At 34.7% G+C, this 14,989-nt stretch carries 17 protein-coding genes; 13 read left to right on the forward strand and 4 right to left on the reverse strand.

What is annotated here, in order from left to right:
• The first annotated feature begins 8 nt into the window (after positions 1 to 8).
• The 4 genes from TDE_RS01865 to TDE_RS01880 all read left to right on the forward strand — a co-directional run bounded on the left by TDE_RS01865 (position 9) and on the right by TDE_RS01880 (position 2,823).
• Complete coding sequence (locus TDE_RS01865; protein WP_002681407.1) at positions 9 to 221, forward strand: hypothetical protein; 213 nt, start codon at positions 9 to 11, stop codon at positions 219 to 221.
• Positions 222 to 224: 3 nt separating this feature from the next.
• Positions 225 to 695: a DUF6884 domain-containing protein gene (locus TDE_RS01870; RefSeq protein ID WP_002681408.1), complete on the forward strand. Its 471-nt coding sequence runs from the start codon at positions 225 to 227 to the stop codon at positions 693 to 695.
• A complete protein-coding gene (locus tag TDE_RS01875) occupies positions 664 to 1,221 on the forward strand; it encodes a GIY-YIG nuclease family protein (protein WP_002681409.1) in 558 nt (185 codons plus the stop codon). Before TDE_RS01870 ends, TDE_RS01875 begins: the two co-directional genes overlap by 32 nt.
• A 135-nt stretch (positions 1,222 to 1,356) precedes the next feature.
• Complete coding sequence (locus tag TDE_RS01880; RefSeq protein ID WP_245522435.1) at positions 1,357 to 2,823, forward strand: ATP-binding cassette domain-containing protein; 1,467 nt, start codon at positions 1,357 to 1,359, stop codon at positions 2,821 to 2,823.
• 47 nt (positions 2,824 to 2,870) lie between these two features.
• On the opposite strand, the gene TDE_RS01885 is transcribed toward TDE_RS01880, so the two are convergent.
• The gene (locus TDE_RS01885) at positions 2,871 to 3,887 is read right to left on the reverse strand and encodes an ABC transporter substrate-binding protein (RefSeq protein ID WP_002681411.1); all 1,017 of its coding nucleotides are present in this window, start codon (positions 3,885 to 3,887) and stop codon (positions 2,871 to 2,873) included.
• 155 nt (positions 3,888 to 4,042) lie between these two features.
• On the opposite strand from TDE_RS01885, the gene TDE_RS01890 reads away from it, so the two are divergent.
• The 4 genes from TDE_RS01890 to TDE_RS01905 are packed head-to-tail and all read left to right on the forward strand — an operon-like array spanning position 4,043 to position 7,119.
• Entirely contained in the window at positions 4,043 to 4,792 is a 750-nt protein-coding gene (locus tag TDE_RS01890) for an acyl-CoA dehydratase activase (RefSeq protein WP_002681412.1), read from the forward strand.
• On the forward strand, positions 4,789 to 5,586 hold the full coding sequence (locus TDE_RS01895; protein ID WP_002681413.1) for a hypothetical protein: 798 nt from the start codon (positions 4,789 to 4,791) through the stop codon (positions 5,584 to 5,586). Before TDE_RS01890 ends, TDE_RS01895 begins: the two co-directional genes overlap by 4 nt.
• Before the next feature lies 1 nt (position 5,587).
• Positions 5,588 to 6,862, forward strand: coding sequence for a double-cubane-cluster-containing anaerobic reductase (locus TDE_RS01900; protein ID WP_002681414.1), 1,275 nt, complete (start codon positions 5,588 to 5,590; stop codon positions 6,860 to 6,862).
• A complete protein-coding gene (locus tag TDE_RS01905; RefSeq protein WP_002681415.1) occupies positions 6,859 to 7,119 on the forward strand; it encodes a DUF3343 domain-containing protein in 261 nt (86 codons plus the stop codon). Before TDE_RS01900 ends, TDE_RS01905 begins: the two co-directional genes overlap by 4 nt.
• Positions 7,120 to 7,166: 47 nt before the next feature.
• Here the strand turns inward: TDE_RS01905 and TDE_RS01910 are convergent, their stop codons facing one another.
• The 3 genes from TDE_RS01910 to TDE_RS01920 form a co-directional block, all read right to left on the reverse strand.
• Positions 7,167 to 7,415, reverse strand: coding sequence for a DUF3343 domain-containing protein (locus TDE_RS01910; RefSeq protein ID WP_002666122.1), 249 nt, complete (start codon positions 7,413 to 7,415; stop codon positions 7,167 to 7,169).
• Positions 7,412 to 8,584, reverse strand: a complete 1,173-nt coding sequence (locus TDE_RS01915; RefSeq protein WP_002681416.1) for a double-cubane-cluster-containing anaerobic reductase — start codon at positions 8,582 to 8,584, stop codon at positions 7,412 to 7,414. Before TDE_RS01915 ends, TDE_RS01910 begins: the two co-directional genes overlap by 4 nt.
• A gap of 163 nt (positions 8,585 to 8,747) precedes the next feature.
• Positions 8,748 to 9,395 carry a TetR/AcrR family transcriptional regulator gene (locus TDE_RS01920; protein ID WP_002676749.1) on the reverse strand — a complete coding sequence of 216 codons (648 nt, stop codon included), beginning with the start codon at positions 9,393 to 9,395 and terminating at the stop codon, positions 8,748 to 8,750.
• Positions 9,396 to 9,596: 201 nt separating this feature from the next.
• On the opposite strand from TDE_RS01920, the gene TDE_RS01925 reads away from it, so the two are divergent.
• From TDE_RS01925 to TDE_RS01945, 5 genes are read left to right on the forward strand one after another with little or no spacing between them, the layout of a single operon-like run.
• Positions 9,597 to 10,559 (forward strand): ABC transporter permease, encoded by a 963-nt coding sequence (locus TDE_RS01925; RefSeq protein WP_002676750.1) that lies wholly within the window; start codon positions 9,597 to 9,599, stop codon positions 10,557 to 10,559.
• Between the two features lie 11 nt (positions 10,560 to 10,570).
• Positions 10,571 to 11,425: an ABC transporter permease gene (locus tag TDE_RS01930; RefSeq protein ID WP_002676751.1), complete on the forward strand. Its 855-nt coding sequence runs from the start codon at positions 10,571 to 10,573 to the stop codon at positions 11,423 to 11,425.
• Positions 11,426 to 11,427: 2 nt separating this feature from the next.
• Complete coding sequence (locus TDE_RS01935) at positions 11,428 to 12,396, forward strand: ABC transporter ATP-binding protein (RefSeq protein WP_002681420.1); 969 nt, start codon at positions 11,428 to 11,430, stop codon at positions 12,394 to 12,396.
• Positions 12,393 to 13,370, forward strand: coding sequence for an oligopeptide/dipeptide ABC transporter ATP-binding protein (locus TDE_RS01940; RefSeq protein ID WP_002676754.1), 978 nt, complete (start codon positions 12,393 to 12,395; stop codon positions 13,368 to 13,370). Before TDE_RS01935 ends, TDE_RS01940 begins: the two co-directional genes overlap by 4 nt.
• 18 nt (positions 13,371 to 13,388) lie before the next feature.
• Complete coding sequence (locus TDE_RS01945; protein WP_002681422.1) at positions 13,389 to 14,972, forward strand: ABC transporter substrate-binding protein; 1,584 nt, start codon at positions 13,389 to 13,391, stop codon at positions 14,970 to 14,972.
• Positions 14,973 to 14,989: the final 17 nt, after the last annotated feature.

The following is a 14,989-nucleotide window of genomic DNA, read 5'->3' on the forward strand; positions in this document are numbered from 1 at the left end:
GGGTAATTATGATTGTCAAAATTAAGATACAAAAATTTTTATCTTTTGCAATATTTATTTTTCTTTCTAGTATCGTAACGGCATCATTATTTGCCGGTGAGAAAGTATATCTTGAGATAAAAATTGATGGAGAAGAAATCGGTAAATGGGTAGAACTTGAATATCACAAGGATGGAAAGACTTTAAAAAAAGATACCTGTTATTGGTATGAAAGGAGATAAATTATGGGTAAAATAATTGGGTTAATTGCTTGCAGCAGTACTAAATTAGGAAAAAATAGCCCTGCCGAAAAATATTTGGCGAAAGATATATATAAGGGACACACTTTTATTCTTTCAAAAGAAGAGGGATTAAAAAAGTACAAATGTGAAGAATGGTATATTCTATCAGGAAAATACGGACTATTAGATAAAGATGAATATATTTCATATTATAACCTTTATTTGGGAAAACAATCGACAGAATATAAAAAGAAATGGGCGGAAGATGTGTTGAATAAATTAAAATCAAAGTATGAGTTAAAAAACGATATATTCTATATTTTTGGCGGTAAATCATACTATGAGCATTTAATGCCTCATTTAAACTGTGTTGTTTTTAGGTATAAAAATAGTAATTGTATTGATTTGGATAAAAAAAACGAATATAGGAATGGAAAGCCTCATGATAGTAAAAGCGATAGAATTAAGAAATAAAGAAAATTTACAAAAGATAAAAAAAGTACCGGGATATTATAAATGGTGGGCAAAACGAACTGAATTGGATATTATCTTAACCGAACTTAATGTCAAATTTGATGATGTAAAATCATCAATTGAAACAAAGTCGGGAATGTTTTGCATATATGTCGGTATTGCCGTAAAAGAATCTATTAGAGATAGATTAAATTGGCATGTCAATGATAAACATACGGAAAGCAGTGTAAAATATGGAACATTATCAACGCTTAGACAAAGTATAGCCAGTATAGTTGCTCATAATCAGTATGATAAAGAAGCTACGGATAATTTTATTGATAAATTGGAAGTGGAATATTTTTTTAATGATAATCCGATAAAATCTACTGATGCAAAAAATGAGTTGACCGATATTGAAAAGCAGTTATTACAAGAACATTTGAGAGTTTTAAATATTAGGGATAATAATCATCCTTGTGCAAAAGAAATAAAAAAAGAGTTAAAACGGCTTAGAAAAATAAGTAAAAATACGGCTATAGCTTGAAAAAAATTATAAAAAAATCTAAAATCAAGATAAATGCATCGAAGAAAGGTATTTTATAAAAAAATATGTTTTTATGATCTATGGATATTTATCCTATTAGGTTTGCAAAATTTACTTATTTATTTTGAACCTATTATGGTTAAACAATTTATAGATAAACTGTTTAATTTGCCGAATATTAAATTATCTGATTATCTCTTTCTCATAACTTTTTTCTGTTGTGATTTTATCTTTTGTATATTGTCTATTTCGGTTTTAACTCGTTTACTTGAAAAAATATATTATTTTATATCCGATACGATATTTTATAAATATCAAACGGAGAAACCTGCCAAAAGTATAAGTTATTCATCGGGAGAAATTATTACACTTTTGAATAATGATATAAATTCTTTTTTCGCATATATAACGCAATTTTATCCTAAGTTAATTGTAGAAATTTTATTTTTAACTTTTGCTTTACGCTATATTAAAATAGAATCTTTAAATATATTTTTATTATGTATAATAGCTTCTTTTACAAATATTATAATAGCCTTGGTTATTTCAAAAAAGAATTCGGTACTTAGTAAAATAAGCAGAGAGAAATTAAAAGAAAAACAGGATTTTATTGTTTATATCCATGAGCGATATTCTTATATTTATGCAAATAAACACAATGAATATATGCAAAAAGAATTCGGTGTGCTTAATAAGGGCTTTTATAGTATTTCTGCACAAGCTGCAAGGGCCGAACAATTTGGAAAAAATATTTTAAGACTTATTACCATCCTTACACAAGTAATTGCAGCCTTCTTTTTTGTGATTGAAAACAAATCTGCCGCTCCTTCAATAGGAAGCTTTTTAGCTATTCAATTGATGATTGGCAATATCTTTGCTCCCGTTTCAAATATTTTGAATTCCATTATTCTTATAAGCTCAAAAAGAGCCTCAATACAAAAAATATTTTTATTTTTAAATGGGTATAAAGAAAATACGGCTGAAAACGGCATTTTATTTTCAAAAAGTGAATATGAACTCTATTTTAATAAGCCTGCATTTTATTTAATTGAAGGGGCTAATGGAATAGGTAAATCAAGTTTGCTTAAAAATTTTGCAGGAATTTTAAATATAAAAATAAATACGCAGGAAGAAAGTAAAACGATTCTCCGTAAGGATAATACAAATTCTTCTGTTTCGTATCATAGTCCTGAAGCCTTAATTATTTCAGGAACGGTTTTGGAAAATATTATGTTATCTTCTAATATTGATAAAGATTTAATAATTAATTGTAAAAATGAAAAAATACAGGATATAGTAAAACAATTGGGAGGCTTTAAAAGAAAATTTGACTGGGCTTCAGAAAATTTGAGTTCCGGTGAAAAGTTATTAATTGAACTATTGCGTATTGAATTCTCTGATAAAGATATTTATCTTATTGATGAAATCTCCGCTCATTTGGATATTAAAAATAAAAAAAACCTCATCGATATACTTTTTGATAAGGTTGAAAAAGGTAAAATCGTTTTTTATATCTCTCATAATGAAAGTGAAAAACAATATATCAAAACTAAGAATTGTGTTTCGATTATTTTAACAGATAAAATTTATAATGTATACTAAAAAACTAATCACCGATTTTTATATTAAACCGGTGATTAGCCTTTGTTTTAGTTTTTCGATCTTAACGAAGCAAATTTATCTAAGATTCTTTGTCTGTCTTTTCCGAAGCTGCTTAAATCTTCCTTTATAAGCTTATCTTTAGGTAAGCCTAATGAAAGCCCCTTAACACCAGGCTTTACAATTTGAGCGGAATCTTTTCCGTCAAGCCTTGCAATAATTTCCTGAGCTTCTTTTGTAAGCATAAAGTCGATAAAAGCCTTTGCCGCATCGAGATTCGGACATGATTTAAAGATTGCAGTTCCTTCCGGTACCCACGGAATTCCGTCTTCGGGATATACCACAGTTAGGTTTTTATCGTCGGCAAGTTTAAAAGCTTTTCCATCGGCAGGAATAATGCCAACTGCAAATTCGCCTTGAGCCGTTTTTTCTTGCGGATCCTTTCCTCTCTTTCCCAAGAACGGAATATTGGCGTTTATTTTTTTCCAATAATCCCAGCCTTTTTCTTCGCCGAAAAGATCGAGTAAGCCTTTTACCGCTCCGTAGTTTGTACCCGAAATTGCAGGATCGCTCATAATAACTTCGCCCTTGTATTTGGGGTCTGCAAGCTCTGCCCAGGTTTTGGGCATGGGAAGTTTTTTCTCGGCTAAGACATCCTTGTTTCCGATAAAGCCTACAACGGTAATTCCTTTTGCAATCCAAGCTCCGTCAGTGTCCTTATATTGAGCCGGAATATCCTTTGAGTTGGGAGAAACATAGTTTTCCAAAAGTCCGTCGGCCTTTGCTGCCATAAAGGCATCAAGTCCGCCTCCGAACCAAACATCGGCCATGGACTTTCCTTCTGCCCTTGTTCTTGCTAAAACCTCTCCGCTTGACATAGAAAGAAATTCAACCTTTACGTTTGTCTTTGCAGTAAATGCATCAAAGAGCTCCTTGTAAGCACTTGTTGCAACCACGTTCAATGTTTTTCCCGAAAGATCCTTTGATTCTTTTTCGGAAGAACCGGCTGCAAACACAAGGGTACTTGCAAGCAATAAAAATAGTGCAGCAAAAATAATTTTTTTCATTTTGCCCTCCAAAATTATAATTAGATATTTCAAGATACTATGATATTGTAAAAGAGTCAATATAAATTTTAATAAATTAATAAAATTCCTAATATATCTATTGACTTTTTATTTTTTATGTAGGATTATAGGTACCACACGGAGAACTTGTGAGTATGCACTACATAGGAATTGATATCGGTTCAACGGCAACCAAGACCGTCATTATGGATGAAAATAAAAAAAATATCCTTTATAAAAACCGTATACCCAGCGGGTGGAACAGCAAGGAAACGGGAGAGGCTGTCTTGGACTGGATAAAGGAGACCTTGCAAAATAAGGACTTTAAAATAACCGCCACAGGTTATGGAAGAGTGAGCGTTCCTTTTGCTGACAAAACCTTAACCGAAATTTCCTGCCACGGAAAGGGGGCTCACTTTTTGGCAAAAAAAGATGTAACCGTAATTGATATCGGCGGGCAGGATACAAAAGTCATTCTTGTAAAGGACGGGCTTGTAATTGACTTTATCATGAACGATAAGTGTTCGGCCGGTACGGGTAAATTTTTGGAGTTAATGGCAAACAGGCTGGGCTTGAGCTTACAGGAAATAAGCGAGTACGCAGCGCGCGGAAAGGATTTAAATCTTTCTTCCGTATGTACTGTCTTTGCCGAATCTGAAGTAACCTCCCTCATGGGAAAGGGAAGCCCCCGCGAAGATATTGCAAGGGGCGTTATCAATCAAATAGTTTCAAAAGTAGTTTCGTTAGCAAACAGAAAACCGCGCTCCGATCTATATTTTTTAACCGGCGGCTTTAGTTCAAACGATTATATAATAGAAGAAATCTCAAAAAAACTTGAAGCCTCCGTGTTATCGGATGACTTGGGGGTCTTTGCCGGAGCAATAGGAGCCTGTATATTATCATGATAGATATTTCATTTTTGGAAAATCTTAGACGTGAGGCATACGTCGAAGCTGCCGAAAATTATTTATCCTCAGCAAATGTTATAGGAATCTTCGGAGAGGATTTACCTCTCGATATCCTCTATGCTTACGGCCTATTGCCCGTACCCTGCGAAGGAACCGATTCTGCAATTTTTAAATTCGGTGATATGGAAAATGTATGCGATGTTATAAAAAGTTCCGTAATTTACTTAAAAACAGATAAGTGTCCCATTCTTTTTTCGTGCAGCATGTATTTAATAGAAAATACCTGTACCCATTTTTTTAATAAGCTAAAAGAAAACACCGATAAAAAGGTTATTTTATATAAAGGCAAATCCGAATTGGAAAAAAACATACAGGAAGTTTACGGAAAAAAGTTTGATAATTTAAAATACCTAAAAGCAAAAGAAATTTTAGATTACATTGAAAGTGTTTTAAAAAAAATAGATGAGTATTCAGACCTCAGTGCTGAAGAAGCTTTTTTACTGCGTTATTATACGCCTTATATTTTAGACCTTGAAAGAAGAAAAAAATATTTTGACGATATTTGTAACAGCATAAAATTTAAAACCGAAAAAAATATAATTCAAAAAATTATTGCTCTCTGCCCGAGAGGTTCATATAAAACAATTTTAAAGGAGGTAAAAAAAGAAGCTTATATTAATCCGAAAGAAAATAGAGTTATACGCCTTTGCCGAGGCTGGAACAATGCTGATTACGGATATAAATATTGTCCGTATAAATATAATATGAACGTAATGTACCAGGAGGATTAAAATGGCAGATTACAGAAAAATGTGGGAAGATCTGGGTATGGATGTTAAAACCCACGACTTGTTATGCGAGGCCTTGCCCGGCGCATTTGGAGATGTCTACTTGGCTCAAGAAAACAGACCTGAGGGAATGGATTTTTTCAACATGGTTGTAGCAGACATTCACGGTATTCGTCCGCAAGAACTTGTGGATTTTCAAAAGGAAGGAGGAAAGGTTGTAGGTTCCTTTTGTATTCATGTTCCTGATGAAGTAGTAATTGCGGCAGGAGCCATTGCAACGGGCCTTTGCAGCGGGTCACAATTTTGGGTCCCCGACGGTGAAAAATTTTTACCTACGGCAACTTGTCCGTTAATCAAGGCCTCACTAGGAGCCCGCTTTGGAAAGACCTGTCCTTTCTTTAGAATATGTGACTTGTTTGTCGGTGAAACAACCTGTGACGGAAAAAAGAAGGCTTGGGAAATTTTGGCAGAAGATGCACCCATGCATATTATGGACATTCCCCAGATGAAAAGGCCTCAGGATTTTGAAAAATGGGCTTGCGAAATTAAGGGCTACATCAAAAAACTTGAGGAACTTACAGGAAACACCGTTACACCCGAATCTTTAAAAAAGGCAATCGAAATTGTAAACAACAAAAGAAAGGCCTTGCAAAGATTGAATAATTTTAGAAAGCTGGAAAACATTCCTATTTCCGGTAAAGATGTTTTATTGATTCATCAGATTGCCTTTTACGATGATCCTACCCGTTTTGTAACAATGGTAAACAAGCTCTGTGATGAACTTGAAACACGAAAAAAGCAAAATGTTTCCGTCTTTAAAAAAGGAACAAAGAGAATCCTTTTGACGGGAACTCCGCTTTCAATTCCAAACTGGAAAATTCATCACATAATCGAAACTACGGGAGGAGCTGTTGTTTGTGAAGAGATGTGTACCGGAATAAGATACTGTGAGGCTTTGGTTGATGAAACGGGAACCACAATTGATGAAATGGTTAATAACTTAACAAAAAGGTATTTGGGACATATAAACTGTGCTTGTTTTACCCCAAATAAAGAAAGAATCGATGATATTATCCGGCTTGCAAAAGAATATAAGGCAGACGGCGTTATCGATTTAAATTTAAAATTCTGTAATATCTATGATACGGAAGGATATTTTGTCGAAAAGGTTTTACGCGAACATAATATTCCCTGCTTAGGCATTGAAACGGATTATACCGATGAAGATGCAGAGCAGCTAAAAACCCGTATCGGTGCTTTTATAGAAATGTTAAGATGATGAAAAATTATTATGTTTTTTTGCCCGATTCAAAAACAGCTCTTAAGCTTTACGGTCTTATAAAAAAAGAAGGCATAAAGTGTACAATGGCTCCTACTCCCAGGGAAGCTGAAGCTTGCTGCGGAGTAAGTATTCTCTATTATGATTTTTCCGACACGGATAAAATTAAGGAGATAATCGAAGAAGAAGGCATTAAAATAAGTAAATTTTGGGAAAGTGAAAAAATTTTTAATCCCGAAAGAAATAAATTTTGCTGATTTTTTAGGGAACGCCGTAAAGAATAATTCTTGTACGGCGTTTCTTTTTATGCTTTAGGACTTATAAGTCCATTTTCGTATATTACTTCAATCAAAGTCTCATAACTGATATTATTTTTGCCTATCCAGCTTTCAACTTCTTCCTTTTGCGCATTTTGAAAAAGACATGCAAAACCGCAGCCGGCTTTTAAAAAGCCCGGTATTGGAACCAGCTTTGCATTTATAGGGTCAGCCTTTATCATCGAGTCGCATTGAATTGCTGCTGTTGTCGTTCCAAAGGTAATTATATAATTCATTTTAGTTTTTTCCTTTCTGAAACAACTTCCAAAAAGGCTTCAAGTCTTGTTGCAAATTGTCCCGCATCTTCTTGCGAATAATCCGATTCTATGTGAATATAGGGAAGTCCTTTTTGCATGATGTGTTTTCCGACAGTATGAGCTTCAAGGTTGAAGGTGTGGCAGGCAACCAAGGTACATTCGATTACGGCATCAGCCTTGTAGTGATCTAAAAGATAATCCAAATCCTTGAGCCTTCCGGGATTTGGACTCATAACGGAACAGTTTGTTTTAAGATACTTTTCGGCAATAGCCTCAATCGGATCTCTTGCTGGGTCTTCGTCTACAAATTCCATGTGGGTGCGTAAACCCGAACAGCTGTCATAACCTACGATTACAGCTCCCAGTTTTTCAATCTGTGCCAAAATTTTTTCTTTTACGCCTCCCAAGGGGCAGCCCGTAACTAAAATCCTCGGCCGTTCATCCCTTGTGCCTTTTAAATTCTTTTCCCAATATTCTTTTAATTCTTTTGTGCGTTTTACTATCTCGGCATTTTTCTGCTGTATATCGTATTGAAAACCGAAGGCTTCTTTTACATTAAACTGTTCCAAGCCTGAAACAGGAGAAGGGTCTAGGGCTGAAAGTTCAAAGAAATTTACAAGGTTTCTTCTTTCCTGATTGCAGTCCTTTATAGCCTGTCTTAAATCGTCTTCGGTTATTGTTATGTTATAAAATTCCTCGATTCTTTCTTTTAGCTTTTTTACCTCATCAGCCCAAAAGGGGTATGCCTTCGGATCAAGGTTATTTTGAGGAAGATGCATCACATAGGTCGGCTTTATATCGTTTAAAAGTTCGAACATCTTTTTTTTGCCGTCACAGGTAGTTTCTCCCACAATAAAATCAGAAAAATAAAAGAACGGACAGGTGTCGGTTATGGCATGTCCGTAAGAAGCTTTTATAAGAGGACATAGGTTCTTAGGTAAATCTCTCTCGGCTGCACTTATGGGCTTTTCACTTGTTGCACATAAAGAAACGGGAACGGCCCCGGCTGCATATACAAGTTCGGTAGGTACATAGGAACAGTAAAGGCCGATAACCTTGCCGCCTCCATCTTTTAAACTTTTTAAAGCTAAAAATTTTTTCTGCTGAGCTTCAGCCAAGCTGTCAAAGCCCTTAGGCAAATTGTTCATAATCATACTCCAAAAATAGTTTAGATTGAGACACTCTATATTTATTATAATATATTAATATTTATTAAAAAAAATTACAAGTAGTTGAGGTAAATATATAAAATTTTATTGTTATGTTTGAGCAGTTTCGTTTAAAAACTCATTACGGTAGTTTGAGATATTTTTATAATATAATCTCACTTTTTATTGCATTTTTAGAATATTTTTGCTTATAGTATTTTTCGGATAATATACCCGGTAAAATTACCGTTTGATAATAAGTTGTTTTTCTACTAAAGAAATCTTCCTTATCCGTGATTTTATTCTCTTTTATGTATAACATAAAACTGAACATTGAGGTAATTATTATGTGGTAAGCTATATTTGCCTTAATATTCGGATTAAGCTGCGCCTTTTGCTGCATTTCGGTAAGCTCATCAAGAATTGAGCGGTAAAGCTGCTTTGCATGCCCTCTAAAATAAAATTTGTACAGTACGTCTTCGGGAACATTCAACCATGAAGTACTGAAATCTATCTCTTCCTGCGTCAAAATTTCATGCAGATCAAGCAGTTTCGCCGGGTAAAAAAAAGACGCATTCCGCCTTTTTTCCTCTTCAAAAATTTTTTTTTCTATCTCAGAGAAGAAAAATAGGTACATTTCCGCCTTATCATCAAAATATTTATAAAAACTCCCTATTGATATGTCCATCTCTTTTACTAAATCTCTTATCGAAATAGATTCATAATCTTTTTTTATAAACATATTATATATAGTTTTACGTAATTTTTCTTTCCGTTCATCGGATAATTTTAAAAAAGTGGATTTAGGCATTTTTTCTGAGATTCTCCAATAATTTGATATACGTTTGACATTAGCTAACATTGTATAATAATTTAGGAAAAAAAGCAATATTTTTATTTTTTTTGTTGACAGCCATTTAAAACCGTGTTATACTTTTCTTAAAGTGAACATGTTCACTATGCATTATAGGAATGTGATTGTTTTAAGATTTTTTTATGAGTAGGTGGCTTAATGAAAAAGTATATTTTGAAAAGGAGTTTTTCAGCTTTTATAACGATTATTGTCGTTTTTACCATTAATTTTATAATTATTAATATTGCCCCCGGCAATCCCATTAAGACTATGATGGGAAAAGAAACCGATAATATTGAGCAAACTAAAGCTCTTGAAGAAAAATATGGCTTAAACAAGCCTCTATATGAGCAATATTTCCGATATTTAAAAAATATTTCAACAGGAGATTTAGGAATTTCAATTATATACAATAAACCCGTTTCAAAAATGATTTTAGAGAAAATAGGGCCTACAATCCTTCTTGTACTTACAGCTGCAGTTATATCGCTTCTTCTTGGTACGGCTATGGGAATAGTCGCTGCTCGGAAAGAAGGAGGTTTTATTGATGTAAGCTTATCGGGTATAAACTATGTTTTAAACGCTTTACCGTCTTTTTGGCTGGCATTAATGCTGATTATTTTATTTTCTACAAAATTGAAATGGCTGCCGACATTCGGAATGACCGATCCCAGAGCAGGATATACCGGAATTAAATATATAAAAGATGTAATTATCCACCTAATTTTACCTATAACAACTTTAGTCTTGATAGAGCTTCCGTTGTATTTTCGAATTGCGAAGTCTTCGGTTCTACAGGTAACAAATGAAGATTTTATTATGACATTAAGAGCTGCGGGTATGAATGAAAAAAAGATTTTTAGAAAATATATTTTTAAAAATGCGATTTTACCTACAATTACCGTTTTCGGCATATCGTTGGCATATTTAATTACAGGTGTAGCTCTTATCGAAATTGTTTTTGCATGGCCGGGAACGGGAAGGCTTGTATTAAATGCCATTAATCAAAGAGATTATCCCGTTTTAATGGGTATTTATCTCATTATGAGTATTGCAATTGCTGTTATGATGATGGTTGTAGATATTGTGTATGCAATAGTAGATCCCAGAATCAGATATTAAGGGGATGAATTATGAAAATCGAAAAAATACGGGAACTTTGTAAAGCGGCTTATTCTGACAAGCAAATGAGGCTGGGACTTATCTGTCTTTTAATATTGCTGATAATCATATCGTTTGCTCCTCAAATTGCAAATTTTAATCCCTATGAATACGGGAATGATATTCTATCCGGCTTAGGAAAAAACGGACATATTTTAGGAACCAACCATATGGGACAAGACGTTTTCAGTATGATTATTTACGGCACAGCGACATCATTAAAAGTTGCTATCATTTCAGCCTTAATATCGGGAATCCTAGGTGTAATAATCGGAGGGATAGCAGGATTTTTTGGAGGCAAGGTAGATCAAATAATATCCGAATGTATAAATATTTTTATGATGCTCCCCACCTTCTTTTTGATTCTATTGATTATAGCTCTTTTCGGGAGCAGCATTTATAACGTCATGGTAGTTATCGGAATAACAACATGGCCGAGTAATGCAAAACTAATGCGGGCTCAAGCCCTTTCAATACGGGAACGCACATATGTTAAGTCGGCAAAAGCTCTCGGAGAAAACAACAGACAAATTTTATTTAAATATATTATTCCTAACGGCATTTTTCCTGTGATTGCAAATACTACGGTAGGAATGTCCAATGCTATTTTAACGGAAGCGGGCCTTTCTTTTCTAGGATTGGGAGATCCGAATATTATCTCGTGGGGACAAATGATATATCAGGGAAAGCCATATATCACAACCGCATGGTGGATATCGACATTTGCAGGGATAGGGATCGTAGTAACGGTAACTACATTTTATCTTTTAGGTGACGGATTAAATCACATCCTAAACCCGAAAAACATATCAAGCGGAGGCAGGTAAACATGGAAACCGTTTTAAATGTAGAAAAAATAAACATCACATATAGAAACAAACATAAAAGCGTGTATGCGGTAAAAGATATTTCGTTTATGCTGAATCAAGGAGATTCGCTGGGAATTGTAGGTGAATCCGGTTCCGGAAAATCCACATTAGCTATGGGGCTTTTAAAGTTATTACCCGCCCGCAGTACAGCTATTACAGGATGCGTCGAATTCGATAAAAAAAATTTATTGGAATTAACCGACCGGCAATATAACGAACTGCGATGGAAAGAAATCTCTGTTGTGTTTCAAAAATCAATGAATGCATTAAGTCCTGTACATAGAATCAGCGTACAAATAGAAGACATTTACCGCGTACATTATCCAGACACTCCGTCCCAGAAAATTAAAGAGAGGGCATTATATTTATTTTCACTGGTTAATCTTTCCAGCCGTGTTTATAATTTATATCCTCATGAGCTAAGCGGCGGAATGCTGCAGCGCATATCGATTGCAATCAGTCTATTGTTTTCGCCTAAACTTTTAATTTTAGATGAAGCTACGACGGCTCTGGACACGGTTACACAGGGACAAATATTGGATGAAATAGTTAAGCTCGAAACCGAAATGAATATGACTCGTATTATGATTACTCATGATATAAGTGTTGTTTCGCAATCATGTAATAAAGTAGGAATTATGTATGCAGGAGAATTAATGGAAATAGGAGCTACGGAAACCGTTTTAAAATATCCGAAACATCCTTATACCAAAGCGCTTATAGAATCCTTTCCCTCCTTGTACGGAGAAAAAAAACCGCTTAAATCCATAGAAGGGTTTATTCCCGATTTATCGCAGCAATACAAAGGATGCATTTTTGCTCCGCGTTGTAAGAATGCAATGGATATATGCAAATCCCATAAACCTCAGAAAACCGAATTTAAAGACGGGGATGTGTATTGTCATCTTTATGAGGAGGCGGCAAAATGAAAGAATTTATCAGTATTCAAAATATAAAAAAATTTTATCCGGTAAAAAAAGGAAAATCATTATTTACAAAAAGCCGTTCATTTGTTAAAGCTCTTGATAATATCAACTTGGAATTAAAACAAGGAGAAATTCTGGGTTTAATCGGCGAAAGCGGCTGCGGAAAATCTACATTAGGAAGAATATTAAGCCGCTTGGAAGAACCGACGGACGGTGATGTATATATAGACGGACTTTCAACAAAGCAGATAATGAAAAACGACTCTAAAGGTTTTAGAAGATTAGTGCAAATTATATTTCAAAACCCGTATGATTCCTTTACACCGAAAAATACCATAGAAGAAATATTGTTGCGTCCGTTAAAAATACACAATATTGCAGAAAATGATGCTGAAAGAAAAAAGATTCTCATAACGGAATTGGAAAACGGAGGCTTACATCCTGCTGCCGATTTTTTAAAACGATATCCGCATCAATTATCTGGCGGCCAATTACAAAGAATTTCGATTATACGCGCAATGCTATTAAAACCGCAATTTATAATTGCCGATGAACCCGTTTCAATGCTGGATGTATCGGTTAGGGCAGATATTATAAATATGCTTCTTAATTTAAAAAAGCAATATAATGCAACTATTGTCTTTATCAGCCATGATATAAGTTTAACTCGGTATATTTCGGATAAAATTGCTGTTATGTACTTAGGGCGAATTGTAGAATATGGAGATGCTGATGATATAATCAAAAATCCCAAACATCCGTATACAAAAGTTTTAATATCAAACTGCGGTTCGTCCGACCCTACGGAAAAAACCGAAAAAATTTTTATACAAGGAGAGCCGCCAACTCCGATTGACCCGAAAGATATGTGTTATTTTGCACCGAGGTGTTTTATGGCGACGGATGAATGTTTCGGTTCTTATCCGGATACTAAAAAATTGTATGAAGGGCACATTGCTGCTTGTCATAAATTATAAACAATAGGAGAGAAGAAAATGAAAAAAAGAATTGCAATGCTGCTTATGGCAGCGGTCTTGATGGTTACTGTATTGGTAATTTCATGCAGTAAGGATGAGGCAGAAATGGGAACCGGTGGAAAAACAACGGAAAAAACTACCCTCATTGTAGGAGCAGGCGGAGATCCGATGAGTTGGAATCCGGACAGCTTGCCCGATGACAACGGGTATCCGATTTTCCAAAATATATTCAATCGGTTGGTCAAATTGGACGCATCAAAAAATATTATACCCGATTTGGCCGAATCGTGGGATATTTCACCCGACGGAAAAGAGATAACGTTTTATCTTCACACGGCTGAATGGCATGACGGAAAACCTGTAACGGCCGATGATGTAAAATACACATTTGATTATATTGCAAAGAAAAATACATACTTGTTATATTCACGGCTTCAAATTATTGACGAAATAGTTGTAAAAGACAGTAAGACAGTTGTGTTTAAATTAAAAGTTCCTGATGTATCGCTTGTGGCAAATCTCGGCTGGTATGCGTCATTTGTTCTCCCGAAGCATATTTTTGATAACGGACAGGAATGGGAAGATAATATTGCAGCCAAAGAAAAGCCGATAGGTTCGGGGCCCTTTAAACTCTTAAAATTTAAACAAGGGGAATCGGTTACACTTGAAGCAAATAAAAACTATTTTATGGGAGCCCCGAAAATAGACAATGTAATTTTTACAATAATTCCCGATAGTGCTACAGCAGTACAAGCTCTTGTAAACGGCGAAATAGATGTATTGGAAAATATACCGGCAGCAAATAATAGAGAACTTTTAGCAAATCCTCAGCTTAGACTGGTATTCAATGAATATCCGTCGCCGATGAGAATTATCTTTAATATGCGGAATGAAAAAGTTAAGGATGTAAATTTAAGAAGGGCGATTGCAAGTGCAATAAATAAAAAAGAAATTTCCGATAAAATTTTCGACGGAGTACAAAAGCCTGAATATGCTATGTATCCTCAATTTATAAAATGGGTAAGCAATACGGAAAATGTATCTCCTCAATTTAACATTGATGCCGCAAGAAAAATTTTACAGGATGCCGGATACAAGGCTGATAAAGACGGATTTTTTGTACGCGGTTTGCAAATAGAAGTTTTTGAGGGAGGAGGATATCCCGATGCTGCAAAATTAATGCAGGCAACACTTGCAAAAGCCGGTATTGAATTAAAGGTAAACGTATCTGAATATAATGCATGGTCGGATAAAGTAGGGGCAAATAGAGATTTTATGCTGGAACTACAAGGCGGCTTTATGGGGCCTGATCCGGCAGCTCTTTATTCCAGATATGGTACTGATGAATCAAATAATTGGAGCGGGTATTCCAATATAAAGTTTGATGAGCTATGTAAAAAAGGTTTGACTGTAGGTAATAAAGAAGAACGAGCTGCAATTTATAAAGAAGCCCAAAAAATTTTAGCCGAAGATTTACCTTTTATTCCTATAGTAGGGTTTGCATCCTACGATGCAAATTCAGTAAATTTTAAAAATTTACCTATAGACGGAACAGGAAAATGGGGTTGGCAAGAATATACATTTACTGAAAAAGTGAAATAACAGGGAAGGGTAATCAA

The organism is Treponema denticola ATCC 35405 (assembly GCF_000008185.1).
GTDB lineage: Bacteria > Spirochaetota > Spirochaetia > Treponematales > Treponemataceae > Treponema_B > Treponema_B denticola.